We start from the raw sequence: 12,415 nt of genomic DNA, 5'->3' as shown, positions 1-12,415 counted from the left end.
AGGTCTAACAATTTTCTAGACTTACATAAAGCCTTCGATCGGCAACCATGAAATCACTTTAATGCCAGCTTTTTGCCACCATTTCATTTTGGGCTCTTTTCTAAGCGTAACAATGCCTTGAGGTGTTTCTTTCAGCCAGTTAATTTTGTTTTGTGAGTCTAAAACTAATTTATAGGCATATTTTTTTAAATGCTCATCCATGGTCTTATGTACCGCATTGGCCAATGGCGGGCTATTGATAATCACCCCAATTTCTGTGTTTAAGTTGGCGGAACGTGGATCAAAATTAAAAGAGCCAATAAATACTTGCTTATTGTCGATCGCCATTAATTTGGCATGCAAACTTGAACGGCTTAATCCTTTTAAACTGACTTTGGCTTTTTTTGAGATTTCTTCTGAATTGGCATATAAATTTTCTTCAGAGACAGCTGGAAGGAATTCATATAGCTCTACACCATTTTTAAGCAAATCATCACGGTATTTAGCATAAAACGCATGGACTAGCGCGACATCATTGGCTTTAAATGAATTGGTCAAAACACGAACTTTGACACCTTCTTGTGCCAGTTCAATCAGTTTTGCTTCTCCCTTTTTCTGCGGCACAAAATAGGCAGAAATGAGATCTACACTTTGCGTGGGGATATCTAAACGTTTAACCATCTGAAAGTTGAGATGTTGTTCTTTTTTTGCTTTTGCCTGAATTTTATCTGGTGCGTCTTTTACGACTTCCGCTTTAACCCAATCGAGTTGGATATTGTGATGCAGCCATTCATCAAAGGCATGTGTGCGATTACTTAAATTTAAATAATTTTGCACTGTTATTTCTTGGTAATGGTGGGTGAGTTGTTGTTTTAAGTTGTCATAACGCAGGGTATAAGTATTGTGATTGACAATATTTCTGACAGGATAAGCATAGCTGTGATTCCAATATTCATCAAAGGAATGGGTAATATCATCTACTGCTTGTCCAACCAACATGACATCAACATCTGAAAATTGGTAATTGTCACTGACATTATAATATTGATTACTCATATTACGTCCGCCAATCAAAGAAATCTGATTGTCAGCAGTAAAGGTTTTATTATGCATCCGGCGATTGATACGTTTTAAATCCAGTACCATGTCAATCGGGCGCAAGCTTCTAAAACGATATGGGTTGAATAATTTAACTTCAATGTTTGGATGCTGATCTAACGCGAGATAAACCCCTTCCATTTGTTTGGCATTGTTATCATCAATCAGTAGGCGGACTTTGACACCACGATCAGCAGCTTCAATAATTTTATACAAAGCCAATGAACCAATTTTGTCATTGTCCCAAATGTAATATTGTAGATCTAATGTTTTTTGTGCTTTTTCGATCAGATTAATACGCGCTGCAATGGCTTCAAGAGGATCATACAGAACGTGATAACCTGTTAATTCTGGATTTTGACTTTTTAAGGGGTTAATAATTTTTGCCAAAGAAGTGTCTTTGGTGTCTATGTCATAGGCATATTCTGGCTTGATATTTTGCTGTTTTGGTAAAGTAGAGCATGCCGAAAGACTTAGAAATAAGCACGAGCTGAGAACAAGCAGCCAGTTTTTAAACTGTTGATTGTCATCTTTTTGCTGTAATTGAGTATTACGATTGATCGTTCGTTGCATAATATTTTCTAAGATTTTTCAGAGCTAGAGTATAATTGTCTTCATTGAAAAGATAAATAATGAGATGACAAGTACATGGTACTTGAGAGATTGAATATGTTTCCAACCCTAACGATAACCTCAATTTTTTATCTCTGCTTTATTGTGCTTGCCATATGGGGAGTCAGCCAAGCATGGATAAGCCAATCTAGAACTGAAACAATCCATCCTTTTAAGTCTTTCGTCCATTTGTTGGCATTTTACCTGTCTTATCTATTAATTCCGTTGTTGTTTTTTAGCATTTATGCAGGTTGGATTGGAATATTTTCCATACACGAAAGTATTTTTGTTTTCATATTGAGCGCTTTATTGATATATGCACGGTTCATTGAACCGCATACGGTACATGTCAAACATTTATCTTATGCTCTAGGACAATCACAACGTTTTGTACGACCTGTCAAAGTTGCATTGTTAGCAGATTTACATATCGGGCTTTTTTCAGGGCATGAACGTCAACTCAAAACAATTGTGAAAAAAGTCAACTTAGCACAACCTGATTTTGTTGTGGTTGCTGGGGATTGGACTTATGAGCCTGAAAATAAACTGGTCGAAGAACTCGCCATTTTAAAAGAGATTCAAGCACCTGTTTATTCTGTCAATGGTAACCATGATGAACAATATCCTGGACCACCTATTCAAACGTTGCTGGCAAAAGCATTACAAGCCAACAATGTAATGGACATTGAAGGAAAAATTGTTGAGTTCGATGACTTTCGTTTAATCGGGATTGGAGACTTATGGGCTGGTAAAGCCGATATGCGATATATGCCTGAATTACCTCAAGATAAACCATGGTTAATTTTATCGCATAATCCTGATACAGTGGATATGGTTCCGCAATTACCGACACGTCCATTAATGCTGTCTGGTCATACACATGGTGGACAAGTTGAGTTACCGTGGTTAACCAGTTATGTGATGAAAAAGGTGTCGATCTTAGGGCATAAACGTGGCTTATATCAGCATGAGAATGCAGATGTTTTTGTCAGTGTGGGTACTGGAATGGTGGGTGTACCATTCCGCTTTAGAGTGCCACCAACGATTGATATTATTGAATTATATTAATTTCAAATGAATTTAGGTCTTAAAATAATAAAAGGCGGCTATCCCGACCAGCAAAATGAATCCAATCAGTAGCCAGAGTGAGCTGGATTTATTTTGATGGTTTAAGTCTTCAACGCTTGCTGGGGTGGATGAATGAGGTGAAGCGCTGGTATCTTGAGATGAAAAGGTTTCTTGCGAGTCTTTATTTTGTGATTGTCCTTGCCTAAAACTTTCAGCAAACTTAGACAATGCATCAGGTTGAGTTAAATCAATATTGAATTGTTTTTTGATTTCTTGCCAATCTGGATGTTGGTCATCAATTTCGACGACTTTTCCTTCCTTATTGGTCATTTTCACTTTACTGGAAGAAAAATTAAACTCAAAAGATTTATGTTCTACCGCTTTCATTTCTTTATCGAATTCAGCAGAATCGGCAAACACAATTTGCGGATTTGCCTGAAAACTTTTCATCGCTTCATCAGATTGGCTGAGTGCATGTACTAAATTCTTTGATGTAATTGGGCTTAAATGAAGCTGTTCAATTAAAAGTTGTTCTGCTTGATCGTATTGACTCAGTTTCATTAGTGTAGAGAATTCTTGTAATTGTTGTGGGTTAAGTTGATACATAGTGCCCTCAAAATACTGATTAATCTTGATGTAAAAGATGGGTAAATAAAATTTTAGAACTTTGTTTAAACATGATTAGATGCATGTTTTTCTTAGCGGGTGCTTAACAAGTAGAGTATGAATGCAATAATGATCACGATAACAATGATAAACAAAGGTGAAAGTTTTTTCTTCGATTGATCTTCAATTCCTACCAATGGGCTTGTTGAGGCGCTTGGACGATTGTGCACGTGAAGCGTGGCATCTGTTGTGGTTTTCTGGGTTCTTGTTTGCATAGCGGTAAGATAATCCGTTGCTGAATCATAGCTTGCTCCACCACCAAATTGATCCATAATATCATCCCAGTCAGGATGATGTTCATTAATGCGTTCTTTACGACCATCCTGATATAAAATAAAAATTTCACCTGTGCTGTAGTTGGTTTGAATAGATTTGTACTGAGGATGAGAACGCTGATAAAAATCCTGGTCAGATTCAAAGTCGAGAATGTTAGAATCAGGATTCTCAGCTAATTCCTCCACAAAATCTTTAGCATCTTTTAGACCCAGATGACATTGGTCCATGACCAATTTTATTGCTTCAATCTTACGACCTTGTTGGATGAGCGATAGAACTTCATGATGTTGTATCGGTTGGGGTGTATTTAAATCATCTGTGTTCTGATGAGCGTATTCACTGTTAAAAAATTGCGCCTGATTTTCAAATTGATCAACAAAGTCTTTGGACTCTTTTAAACCTAAATTTGAGTGATCTTTAACATATTTAACTGCTTCAACTTTACGGTTTTGTTGAAGAAGTAAACGAATTTCCTGCAATTGATGATTATTAAAATGTGTCATTGTTCACCTTTGAGTATTGGTTTTAGCACGACTTAGTAACCGCCAGTAAGCCTTAGGAATTTTTATTTATCATAGAATTAATTCATTTTTTATTACAAAACAAAGCCAAATAAAAGTAGTAATTTGTGTGCGAATAGGCAATATTTTAAAACTGTCATAAAGTTTTGTTATTTTTAAAGTCATCCTATTTTAAAACCCTATAAGAGGACGCTGCCATGACTCGTGATTTTGAAAAATTTCCAGAAGATGATAATGGTAATCTACTTTGGCAAATGCACGAAGATGGTGATGATTTAGACGAAATACATGAGCTTGAATTCTCAATGTATTTCAAGACACAGGAACTTGCTGAAAAATGTGCGATTTCTCTGTTGCTTGAAGAACAAAAAATATCACTGTATTTAGATGAAGAAGTACATCCTAATGAATGGGTGATTACCATCTATGTCAATCTTTTTCCAGAATATGAGGATATTGTGGACTTAGAACAATGGTTTACTAAGATTGCCGAGCAGTTCGATGGTGAATATGATGGTTGGGGATGTACAACTTATGTCTTTGATATCGAAGAGAGTGATGATCAACAATTAAATTGAGATCAATTATTTATAGAGCATATCCAAAGAGATATGCTTTTCTTTTTTAAGTTTCAAACTACTAAAGCCATACAAATACCAATAATTTACAGCGCTAAACTAGATATTTAACAAGAATAAATAATCAAGGATGTAAAAGATGAGTAATACTGTAAAATTGCATCGTGTTTTTAGTGCACCACCTGAACGTGTTTATAAAGCATTTTTAGACCCAGATGCACTGGTTAAGTGGATGCCACCGCATGGTTTCACCGCCAAAATACATCATATGGATGCCACAGAGGGTGGTTCATATCGAATGTCATTTACCAATTTTTCAACGGGTTCAATTCATTCGTTCGGCGGAACGTATGCGGAACTGATCCCGAATCAACGCATACGTTATTTTGATCGTTTTGATAATCCTGAATTGGCTGGTGAAATTGAAGTCATCATTGAAATAAAAAGTGTGCTTGTGGGAACGGAAGTGAATATTACTCAGTCTGGTATTCCTGAAGTCATTCCTGTTGAAGCTTGTTATTTAGGCTGGCAAGAATCGCTGCAGCTTCTCGGTCTTTTAGTCAATCCAACTATTCCTGATCAATAAAAAATAGACCAGTAGAGTTTAATAAAAGTGACAATTTATACAAAGCGTATCTATGAGGAAGTGTCTGAAAAAGATGGAAAACGTATTCTTGTGGATCGTTTATGGCCGCGCGGAATAAAAAAAGAAAATGCACATATTGATGTGTGGCTTAAAGAAATTACACCTTCAAATGATTTAAGAAAATGGTATCACCAAGATATTGAGCATCGTTGGGACGAATTTAGACTGAAATATAAGGCTGAATTAGAGCAACAACAGGCACATTTAGAACAACTGCGACAATGGGGTCAACAGGGTCCAGTGACTTTATTAACTGCTGTCAAGAATGAAGATCATAATCATCTGACAGTACTGCTTGAGGTGCTGAATCATCCAGTCTCGTCATGATGTTTATTATTCCTTATATTTGTTAGGGGTTTTAAGTTGATGAAAAATGGATAGATGTTATGATGCTTCTTTTTTAATATTATAGGAGTGAATCATGTCATTGCCTAACTGCCCAAAATGTAGTTCTGAATATACCTATGAAGACGGTGATTTGTTGATTTGCCCTGAATGTAGTTATGAATGGAAAGAAGGTGAGTTATCACAAGCTGAAGAGCAAGTTGTCATCAAAGATGCTGTAGGTAATATTTTGGCAGATGGCGATGCTGTTACTGTCATTAAAGATTTAAAAATCAAAGGTTCATCTTCAGTGGTAAAAGTGGGTACTAAAGTTAAAAGTATTCGTTTGCTTACAGATAGTAGTGATGGTCATGATATCGATTGTAAAATTGAGGGTATTGGTCAAATGAAGTTGAAATCTGAGTTTGTTAAAAAAGTTTAAACCTTTTGCTCACTGATGTTGCCTGAAATTTAAGCTATTTAAGAGAAGATGAAAGCATGCAGGATATTGAGTTTTTACAATACGCCGTGAATCTTGCTAGAGAAAATGTTGAGAAAGGTGGTCGTCCTTTCGGTGCAGTTATTGTTTATCAAGGCGAGCTAGTGAGTACAGGCGTTAATCAGATTTTAGCTCACAATGATCCGACTTCGCATGCAGAACTGAACGCAGTACGCCAAGCTTGCCAGAAATTACAACGTTTATCTTTAAAAGATTGTGTGGTCTATGCAAGTGGTCAGCCTTGCCCAATGTGTTTGGCTGCAATGCGGATGGTTGGCGTGGAGAAAATTGTCTATGCTTATTCCAATTCTGATGCAGAACCTTATGGTTTATCGACTGAACAGGTGGCTGTGCAACTTAGGCAGCCTCCACAACAGCAAGATGGCTTACAATTTGTTCAATTAAAATTGGATCTGCCTTTTCATTTATATCAAATTTGGCAGCAAAGCAGTAAGTAAGATGTGCTTTAATAAGTTTTTTTCTTAAAATTCAAGTAGCTTTAGAATCACTCATAGATTGATCTATGCGTGATTCAGTTTGAGTTTACGATTTAATGATTTGCTACAATGGCAATTTTTTTCACATTTAAGCGTTGTGCTGCTGCCATAACCATCGCGACATCTTTATATTCAGTGAATTGGTCAGGTTGTACTTTGATCTGATCTTGATCAGATTTTTGCGCAACACTTGCCAATAAAACTTCCAACGCTTGTTTGTTTTCCACCTCTTGATTATTCCAAAAAATTTTACCTTGTGGATCAATTCTCAAATTGATTGGCTCTAGTGGTTGATCTTGATTGGGTGGAGGATTGCCATTAGGTAAATTAATATTAATCGCGTTATTAGGGATTGGGATAGTAATAATGAACATGATGAGCAAGACCAGCATGACATCGATAAGCGGTGTCATATTGACATCCAACATGACATCATCATCTTTATTTGAACCAACATTCATCGCCATAAAATATTCCTCTTATTTGATCATGGTGCCGCAACAGGAGTGGTCACAAAGGCAATTTTGCCAATACCTGCCTGCTTGGTCGCACTAATGACTTCATCAATTGCCTCAAATTTGGTGACTTGATCTCCCCGGATGTGTACCTCAGGCTGAGGGCGTTTCTGAGCTTCCACCTGTAAACGACTGATCAAGGTAGTTTTATCTGCTATATATTTTTCGTTCCAAAAAATATCACCTGCTTTGTTGACTGCAATTTGGATATTGATAGGTTTGGTCACATAAGGCGTATTTTTTTCCTCAGGTAATTTGACTGGCACTGTATGTATGGCAACCGGCACAGTAATTAAAAAGATAATCAGCAAGACCAACATAATATCAACCAATGGTGTGGTATTGATGGCTGAAATTACATCATCTTCATCGCCCTCTGAATTTACGCTCATTCCCATGCTAAATACCTCGTATTATTGTTTATATTATTTAAGATCATCGGTATTTTTGATTTCACCACTCAATAACACTGTGTGCAGATCAGAACCAAAAGTACGAACATTGTCCAAAACTGCTTTGTTACGTCGAGTGAGCCAGTTATAGCCGAGTACGGCAGGTACTGCGACAGCAAGACCGATTGCAGTCATGATTAAGGCTTCGCCCACAGGACCAGCAACTTTATCAATTGATGCCTGTCCTGAAATTCCGATTGCGGTCAAGGCATGATAAATTCCCCAAACCGTCCCAAATAACCCCACAAAAGGAGCAGTTGAACCTACTGTCGCCAAGAATGCCAAGCCACCACTTAAATGACTTTGGATTTTATCTATGGCACGTTGAATCGAAATCGTGACCCAAGTGTTGAAATCAATACGCTCTAGTAAATTACCTCCATGTTTTTTTGTTGAATGAATCCCTTTTTCTGCAATAAAACGGTATGCACTTGTTTCATTTAATGTTTCTGTTGCATGGTCAATCGAAGCTGCATCCCAAAATTTAGCTTCAACTTCTTTTCCCTGACGTTTGATCTTGGCTTGTTGGATAAACTTGGTCACCATGATGTACCATGTACCAATCGACATCAGCACCAAGATAAATAAGGTCGATTTAGCAACGATATCGCCTTCACGCCATAACGCTTCTAAGCCATAAGGATTGTGAACAGCTTGACTTGTAGCAGGTTGAGGTGGTGGGGTGTGGGCACTATTATTGGCATTTTCAGTAGTTTGAACTGCTGTTGCTGTAACTGTTTCTTCTGCAAATACGCTAGAAATAGGCAGTACACTCGTACCTGCTAAAACACTTGTTAATGCAAAAAGTCGGACAGTTTTCATCATTTTATTCATTCAGGATCTCCAATTTTTTAATTAATTCATTACAAATTCATAGGGAATGTCATACCAAGAATCTTGAGGTTCACCATTTTTCAAGGCAGGTTTGAAAGTACATAAACTGAAAGCTTTTGAAGCTGCTCTATCTAAAGCTTTACTACCACTCGATTTTTTAACTTTGGCTTCTTTAACTTTGCCATCAGCACCAACAAAGACTGAAATAAGAACTTCACCTTGTTCTTCATTCTGTAAAGACTCCCTTGGATAATCAGGCTTTTTACAGCCCGCTTCACCACGAGAAACACCATGTGTTTCACCAGCAGGTTTGGATTTTGGCGTAGGATCAGATTTCTGCTCTGACTCTGTTTTTTGGGTTGGTGTAGACTCTGGGCTTTCAGATGTTTTCTGTGTTGGCTTTTCAGTTGGTTTTTCCTGAGGTTTCGAATCTGGATTGGTTTTTTGCACCTGTTTTTCACGAGGCTTTGGATCGGGTGTTTTTAATACTTTCTCCACTAACTTTGGAAGCTCAGGTGGTTTTTCAATAGGTTTTGGTTTTTCTGGTTCAGGCTTTTTGTCCTGAATGATGAGTAATTCAACTGGCTCATTAGTCGGCTTTTCCACATGCTTAGACAATCCTGTAATCAGTCCATAAAGGATGATCAGATGCAGAAGAATTACAGCTCCAATACCAATCAGGCGTTTGGCAGAATTATTTTCTAATTCTGAAAAATTCTTGCCCATTGCGACTCCTGAAATGAGAGACAAACAATAAATAGCGCAAAAGAGGCTATATAAAAATTGTGTTCAATTTTTTGTTTGACGATGTGAACGATTTACTTTCACAAACAACAGAAGAAATTGGGCTGCTGTTTGTGAAATACTCAGTTAGAACTTATAGGTCGCTCTTAAGTAATATGCACGACCTGTTGGATCGGCATAACTTGAGTCATAGCCATATTGAAAGTTATCTGTAACGTTCGAGGCAGGTGGATCTTGATCAAAAATATTTTTGATTCCTGCAGTGAGTTCAAGATTCTTAAATCCACTATAAGTACCTGCGATGTTGTAGAGGGTGTAATCGCTTACACGATGTTGGTCGTATTTTGCTTCACCCGTTGTATTTGAGTCTTTATAGCCACGGCTAAATTGTTGTTCAAAGATCATTTTCCAGTTGTCGTAGCTCCAATTTACATTGGCAACATGTTTCCAGCGTGTATACACTTGTTGATTGTAATAGCTCCCTACACGACCGATCCATTCACCGCCTTTTTCTTCTTGTTTGTCATATTTGATGACATAGGTTCCGTCAATACCAAACCCAAATCGTCCAGTTTTGGTCACAGGTGTAAGATAATTCAAACTTAAATCAACCCCTTGAGTTTTGATCCCTCCCATATTGATCAAAGTGGTACTGACATATTTGATACGACCATCTGCGTCACGGACAAAAAGACTTGCATATTTATTTGGATCTGCGAAAACAATTGAATCTGTAATGGCATCGATTAGATTATCAACTTTGATGTTGTAATAATCTGCTGTGAATACAAGGTTTTTGATCGGTTCAAATACCACGCCAGCTGTATATGATGTTGATTCTTCAGCTTTTAAATCTGGGTTTCCACCTTGCATACGCTTAAATTGGACATTACATTCTGTTTGATATTGTGGTGAACTTGCAACTCCACCTGGGCAAAGTACAGGATCATTGTATCTTGAGCCTGTGTAGGTCTGGCTTTGAGGTGCATTGATGTCGTATAAACTTGGTGCACGGAAGCCTGTGCTATAGGATGTGCGGAACATTAATTGTTTTAAAGGTTCCCAGCGCAGCGCTACTTTAGGATTGAAAGTATCCCCAAAGTCACTGTAATCATCATAGCGAGCGGCAAGTTGCGCCTCTAAATTGGCTAAAATCGGAATATGTAATTCAGTGAATACGGCTGAAATATCACGATCACCTTTACTCACAGGTTTGTCTGGATCTATTCCACTTCCAGGCACTTGTCTAACAATTTCAGCATTAATTTTTTGATCCCAATTTTGTTTGGTAAAACTTCCACCTAAAGCAAAGCCAACATCACCAGCAGGTAAGCTGTAGATGGGGCGAGATACAGTGACATCAACAGAAGTTGAATCTAAACTGGCTTTGTTGGTATCTCCGTTGACTTCAAATGATTTCCAAATATTGGCATCTGCTGAGGGACCAAATGGATTGAGCGAACCATCATTTAATGCAGCTTGAACTTTACTTTGGTTAAGATAACCAGCATTAAAGCTGTCTGTTGCCTCGCTTTTTGCATAAGTTAAACCTGCATTGATATCCCATCCATAAGCTTCACCTTCAATTCCAGCAAAAGCTCGGTGAGAGTCATTGGTTGTTTTGCCAGAGCGATTGCCACCTTGTGAACGCAGATAAAGTTGTAAATCTGCATCATTCAAGCCACTCACTTCTGGGGTGATTCCTTTGCCTGGATAATATTGACTTGTACTTGGGAGTGTTACAGAACGACTGTATACATCAGGGGCAATCGAAGTTGTCACTTCATTGCGAGAAAAAATATACTCCCCAATTAAATTAAATTGATCTGAAAGTTTAAATGTACCTCGACCAAGTGCTGAAATTGTTTCAACTTCTGGGGTAATGCCAATCAGTGCTTGCGTGTTCAAATAGCATAAGCCCCCATCTGCAATAACATTGGGTGTGTTATTACAATTTGTATTGCCATATGGGTTTGCAAGAATATTGGATTTTGGCTCAAAAAAGTTTGCAGGAAAGGCATTTGCTGAACTGGCATCTAGTCCCAGTTCAGGGATTACGCCCCCGCGACGACTGATTTTACGGTCTTTCGCCATGATATTATTGGCTCTACGATAATCAACTACGCCGTAAACGTTAAAGCCTTGTTCGTCTAAATTACCATATCCCCCAAAAATAGAAATGTCTTGTTTATCTCCACCACTGGCTTCAGGTTGAGTAGCACCAACACTAATATTGAGTCCTTCAAAGGATTTTTTTGTAATGAAATTAATTACACCTCCTATTGCATCTGCGCCATACACGGCGGAAGCACCATCACGGAGAATCTCTATACGCTCCACCATTGCCATTGGAATAATATTAAGATTGGTGGTGGATGTGCTGAAAGGGCTATAAGCCAAACGACGACCATTGAGTAATACCAATGTTTTATCTGTTCCTAAACCACGAAGGTTGGCAGAAGAACCCTCTGTATTACTTGCTCCGACGTTTTGTGAAGTTGAAAATCCTGCTTGGTTTGAACTGACTTTGGTCAACGCTTCTTCAACTGTGGTGACCCCTTGTTTCGCTAAATCATCTCCTTTAATAATTGTAATGGGGGACGCACTTTGGGCAGCAACCCCTTTGATCGAAGAGCCTGTGACCGTCACTTTTGCCACTTTGGTTGTTTGAGGGCTTTCTTCATTTTCCGCTGCTTTTGCTACAGAGAGGTACATCAAACTTAAACTAAGTATGCTTAATTTAAGAATATTTTTCCCCATTATTGGCGATTCCAAAGAACGAAACTCTTTGTTCATTTTCATATTTTCAGACATCCGTTTTTTTTTGTACTTAGCGATATTGCTGCAATGCTTTCTAGCAATACAAGTGCCAACTATCTAATTATATGTTGTAAAAATATACAAAAAATTGCTAATAAATTACGTTACTAGTGTCTAATTATCTTATTCTTCCGTGGCTTGATTGAAAAAATATAATTTTTAAAAAATATTAAGGAAAGATGAAAAGATTGTAATTAAAGGTGTTGTTTTATGGTGATTATGTTTAAGCAATGTTTTTAAAATCAAATGTTTAATATAAGTTATGAGTATTATATAAATTTATTAT

The 12,415-nt window shown here is 37.6% G+C and carries 14 protein-coding genes; 6 read left to right on the top strand and 8 right to left on the bottom strand.

Annotated elements, in window-relative coordinates:
* Window positions 1–21: 21 nt before the first annotated feature.
* Window positions 22–1,650 carry a phospholipase D family protein gene (locus tag F938_RS16025; protein ID WP_005033424.1) on the bottom strand — a complete coding sequence of 543 codons (1,629 nt, stop codon included), beginning with the start codon at window positions 1,648–1,650 and terminating at the stop codon, window positions 22–24.
* 96 nt (window positions 1,651–1,746) lie between these two features.
* Here F938_RS16025 and F938_RS16020 point away from each other — a divergent pair, with 96 nt between their 5' ends.
* Window positions 1,747–2,757: a metallophosphoesterase gene (locus tag F938_RS16020; protein ID WP_010590889.1), complete on the top strand. Its 1,011-nt coding sequence runs from the start codon at window positions 1,747–1,749 to the stop codon at window positions 2,755–2,757.
* A gap of 12 nt (window positions 2,758–2,769) precedes the next feature.
* On the opposite strand, the gene F938_RS16015 is transcribed toward F938_RS16020, so the two are convergent.
* Together F938_RS16015 and F938_RS16010 are read right to left on the bottom strand one after the other, a co-directional pair.
* Window positions 2,770–3,363: a hypothetical protein gene (locus tag F938_RS16015; protein WP_005033421.1), complete on the bottom strand. Its 594-nt coding sequence runs from the start codon at window positions 3,361–3,363 to the stop codon at window positions 2,770–2,772.
* Window positions 3,364–3,455: 92 nt separating this feature from the next.
* Window positions 3,456–4,202: a ribosomal L7/L12 family protein gene (locus F938_RS16010; protein ID WP_005033418.1), complete on the bottom strand. Its 747-nt coding sequence runs from the start codon at window positions 4,200–4,202 to the stop codon at window positions 3,456–3,458.
* 215 nt (window positions 4,203–4,417) lie between these two features.
* On the opposite strand from F938_RS16010, the gene F938_RS16005 reads away from it, so the two are divergent.
* From F938_RS16005 to F938_RS15985, 5 genes are all read left to right on the top strand, one after another.
* Window positions 4,418–4,798 carry a ribonuclease E inhibitor RraB gene (locus tag F938_RS16005; protein ID WP_005033416.1) on the top strand — a complete coding sequence of 127 codons (381 nt, stop codon included), beginning with the start codon at window positions 4,418–4,420 and terminating at the stop codon, window positions 4,796–4,798.
* Window positions 4,799–4,937: 139 nt separating this feature from the next.
* Window positions 4,938–5,384, top strand: coding sequence for an SRPBCC family protein (locus tag F938_RS16000; RefSeq protein WP_005033414.1), 447 nt, complete (start codon window positions 4,938–4,940; stop codon window positions 5,382–5,384).
* A gap of 27 nt (window positions 5,385–5,411) precedes the next feature.
* On the top strand, window positions 5,412–5,771 hold the full coding sequence (locus F938_RS15995) for a DUF488 domain-containing protein (RefSeq protein WP_005033412.1): 360 nt from the start codon (window positions 5,412–5,414) through the stop codon (window positions 5,769–5,771).
* Between the two features lie 94 nt (window positions 5,772–5,865).
* Window positions 5,866–6,210 carry a zinc ribbon domain-containing protein YjdM gene (locus F938_RS15990; protein ID WP_005033408.1) on the top strand — a complete coding sequence of 115 codons (345 nt, stop codon included), beginning with the start codon at window positions 5,866–5,868 and terminating at the stop codon, window positions 6,208–6,210.
* 56 nt (window positions 6,211–6,266) lie between these two features.
* Window positions 6,267–6,725 (top strand): nucleoside deaminase, encoded by a 459-nt coding sequence (locus F938_RS15985; protein WP_005033406.1) that lies wholly within the window; start codon window positions 6,267–6,269, stop codon window positions 6,723–6,725.
* Between the two features lie 92 nt (window positions 6,726–6,817).
* On the opposite strand, the gene F938_RS15980 is transcribed toward F938_RS15985, so the two are convergent.
* The 5 genes from F938_RS15980 to F938_RS15960 form a co-directional block, all read right to left on the bottom strand.
* A complete protein-coding gene (locus tag F938_RS15980; RefSeq protein ID WP_005033404.1) occupies window positions 6,818–7,231 on the bottom strand; it encodes an ExbD/TolR family protein in 414 nt (137 codons plus the stop codon).
* 20 nt (window positions 7,232–7,251) lie between these two features.
* Window positions 7,252–7,677, bottom strand: a complete 426-nt coding sequence (locus tag F938_RS15975) for an ExbD/TolR family protein (protein WP_005033400.1) — start codon at window positions 7,675–7,677, stop codon at window positions 7,252–7,254.
* Between the two features lie 27 nt (window positions 7,678–7,704).
* A complete protein-coding gene (locus F938_RS15970; RefSeq protein WP_005033396.1) occupies window positions 7,705–8,565 on the bottom strand; it encodes a MotA/TolQ/ExbB proton channel family protein in 861 nt (286 codons plus the stop codon).
* Between the two features lie 21 nt (window positions 8,566–8,586).
* On the bottom strand, window positions 8,587–9,291 hold the full coding sequence (locus F938_RS15965; protein WP_005033395.1) for a TonB family protein: 705 nt from the start codon (window positions 9,289–9,291) through the stop codon (window positions 8,587–8,589).
* 144 nt (window positions 9,292–9,435) lie between these two features.
* Window positions 9,436–12,111, bottom strand: coding sequence for a TonB-dependent receptor (locus tag F938_RS15960; RefSeq protein ID WP_010590888.1), 2,676 nt, complete (start codon window positions 12,109–12,111; stop codon window positions 9,436–9,438).
* Between the last annotated feature and the right edge of the window lie 304 nt (window positions 12,112–12,415).

The sequence above is a fragment of the Acinetobacter bereziniae LMG 1003 = CIP 70.12 genome (assembly GCF_000368925.1).
GTDB classification, from domain to species: Bacteria; Pseudomonadota; Gammaproteobacteria; order Pseudomonadales; family Moraxellaceae; genus Acinetobacter; species Acinetobacter bereziniae.
Note: the sequence above shows the minus strand (reverse complement) of the source record. Positions and strands in the feature narration are given on the sequence as shown.

Bases quoted from the DNA above. Each gene is read 5' to 3' on its own strand.
- F938_RS16020 (WP_010590889.1), top strand. From the start codon at position 1,747: ATGTTTCCAACCCTAACGATAACCTCAATTTTTTATCTCTGCTTTATT.
- F938_RS16015 (WP_005033421.1), bottom strand. From the start codon at position 3,363: ATGTATCAACTTAACCCACAACAATTACAAGAATTCTCTACACTAATG.
- F938_RS16000 (WP_005033414.1), top strand. From the start codon at position 4,938: ATGAGTAATACTGTAAAATTGCATCGTGTTTTTAGTGCACCACCTGAA.
- F938_RS15985 (WP_005033406.1), top strand. From the start codon at position 6,267: ATGCAGGATATTGAGTTTTTACAATACGCCGTGAATCTTGCTAGAGAA.
- F938_RS15965 (WP_005033395.1), bottom strand. From the start codon at position 9,291: ATGGGCAAGAATTTTTCAGAATTAGAAAATAATTCTGCCAAACGCCTG.
- F938_RS15990 (WP_005033408.1), top strand. From the start codon at position 5,866: ATGTCATTGCCTAACTGCCCAAAATGTAGTTCTGAATATACCTATGAA.
- F938_RS16005 (WP_005033416.1), top strand. From the start codon at position 4,418: ATGACTCGTGATTTTGAAAAATTTCCAGAAGATGATAATGGTAATCTA.
- F938_RS15960 (WP_010590888.1), bottom strand. From the start codon at position 12,111: ATGAAAATGAACAAAGAGTTTCGTTCTTTGGAATCGCCAATAATGGGG.
- F938_RS16010 (WP_005033418.1), bottom strand. From the start codon at position 4,202: ATGACACATTTTAATAATCATCAATTGCAGGAAATTCGTTTACTTCTT.
- F938_RS15980 (WP_005033404.1), bottom strand. From the start codon at position 7,231: ATGGCGATGAATGTTGGTTCAAATAAAGATGATGATGTCATGTTGGAT.
- F938_RS15975 (WP_005033400.1), bottom strand. From the start codon at position 7,677: ATGGGAATGAGCGTAAATTCAGAGGGCGATGAAGATGATGTAATTTCA.
- F938_RS15970 (WP_005033396.1), bottom strand. From the start codon at position 8,565: ATGAATAAAATGATGAAAACTGTCCGACTTTTTGCATTAACAAGTGTT.
- F938_RS16025 (WP_005033424.1), bottom strand. From the start codon at position 1,650: ATGCAACGAACGATCAATCGTAATACTCAATTACAGCAAAAAGATGAC.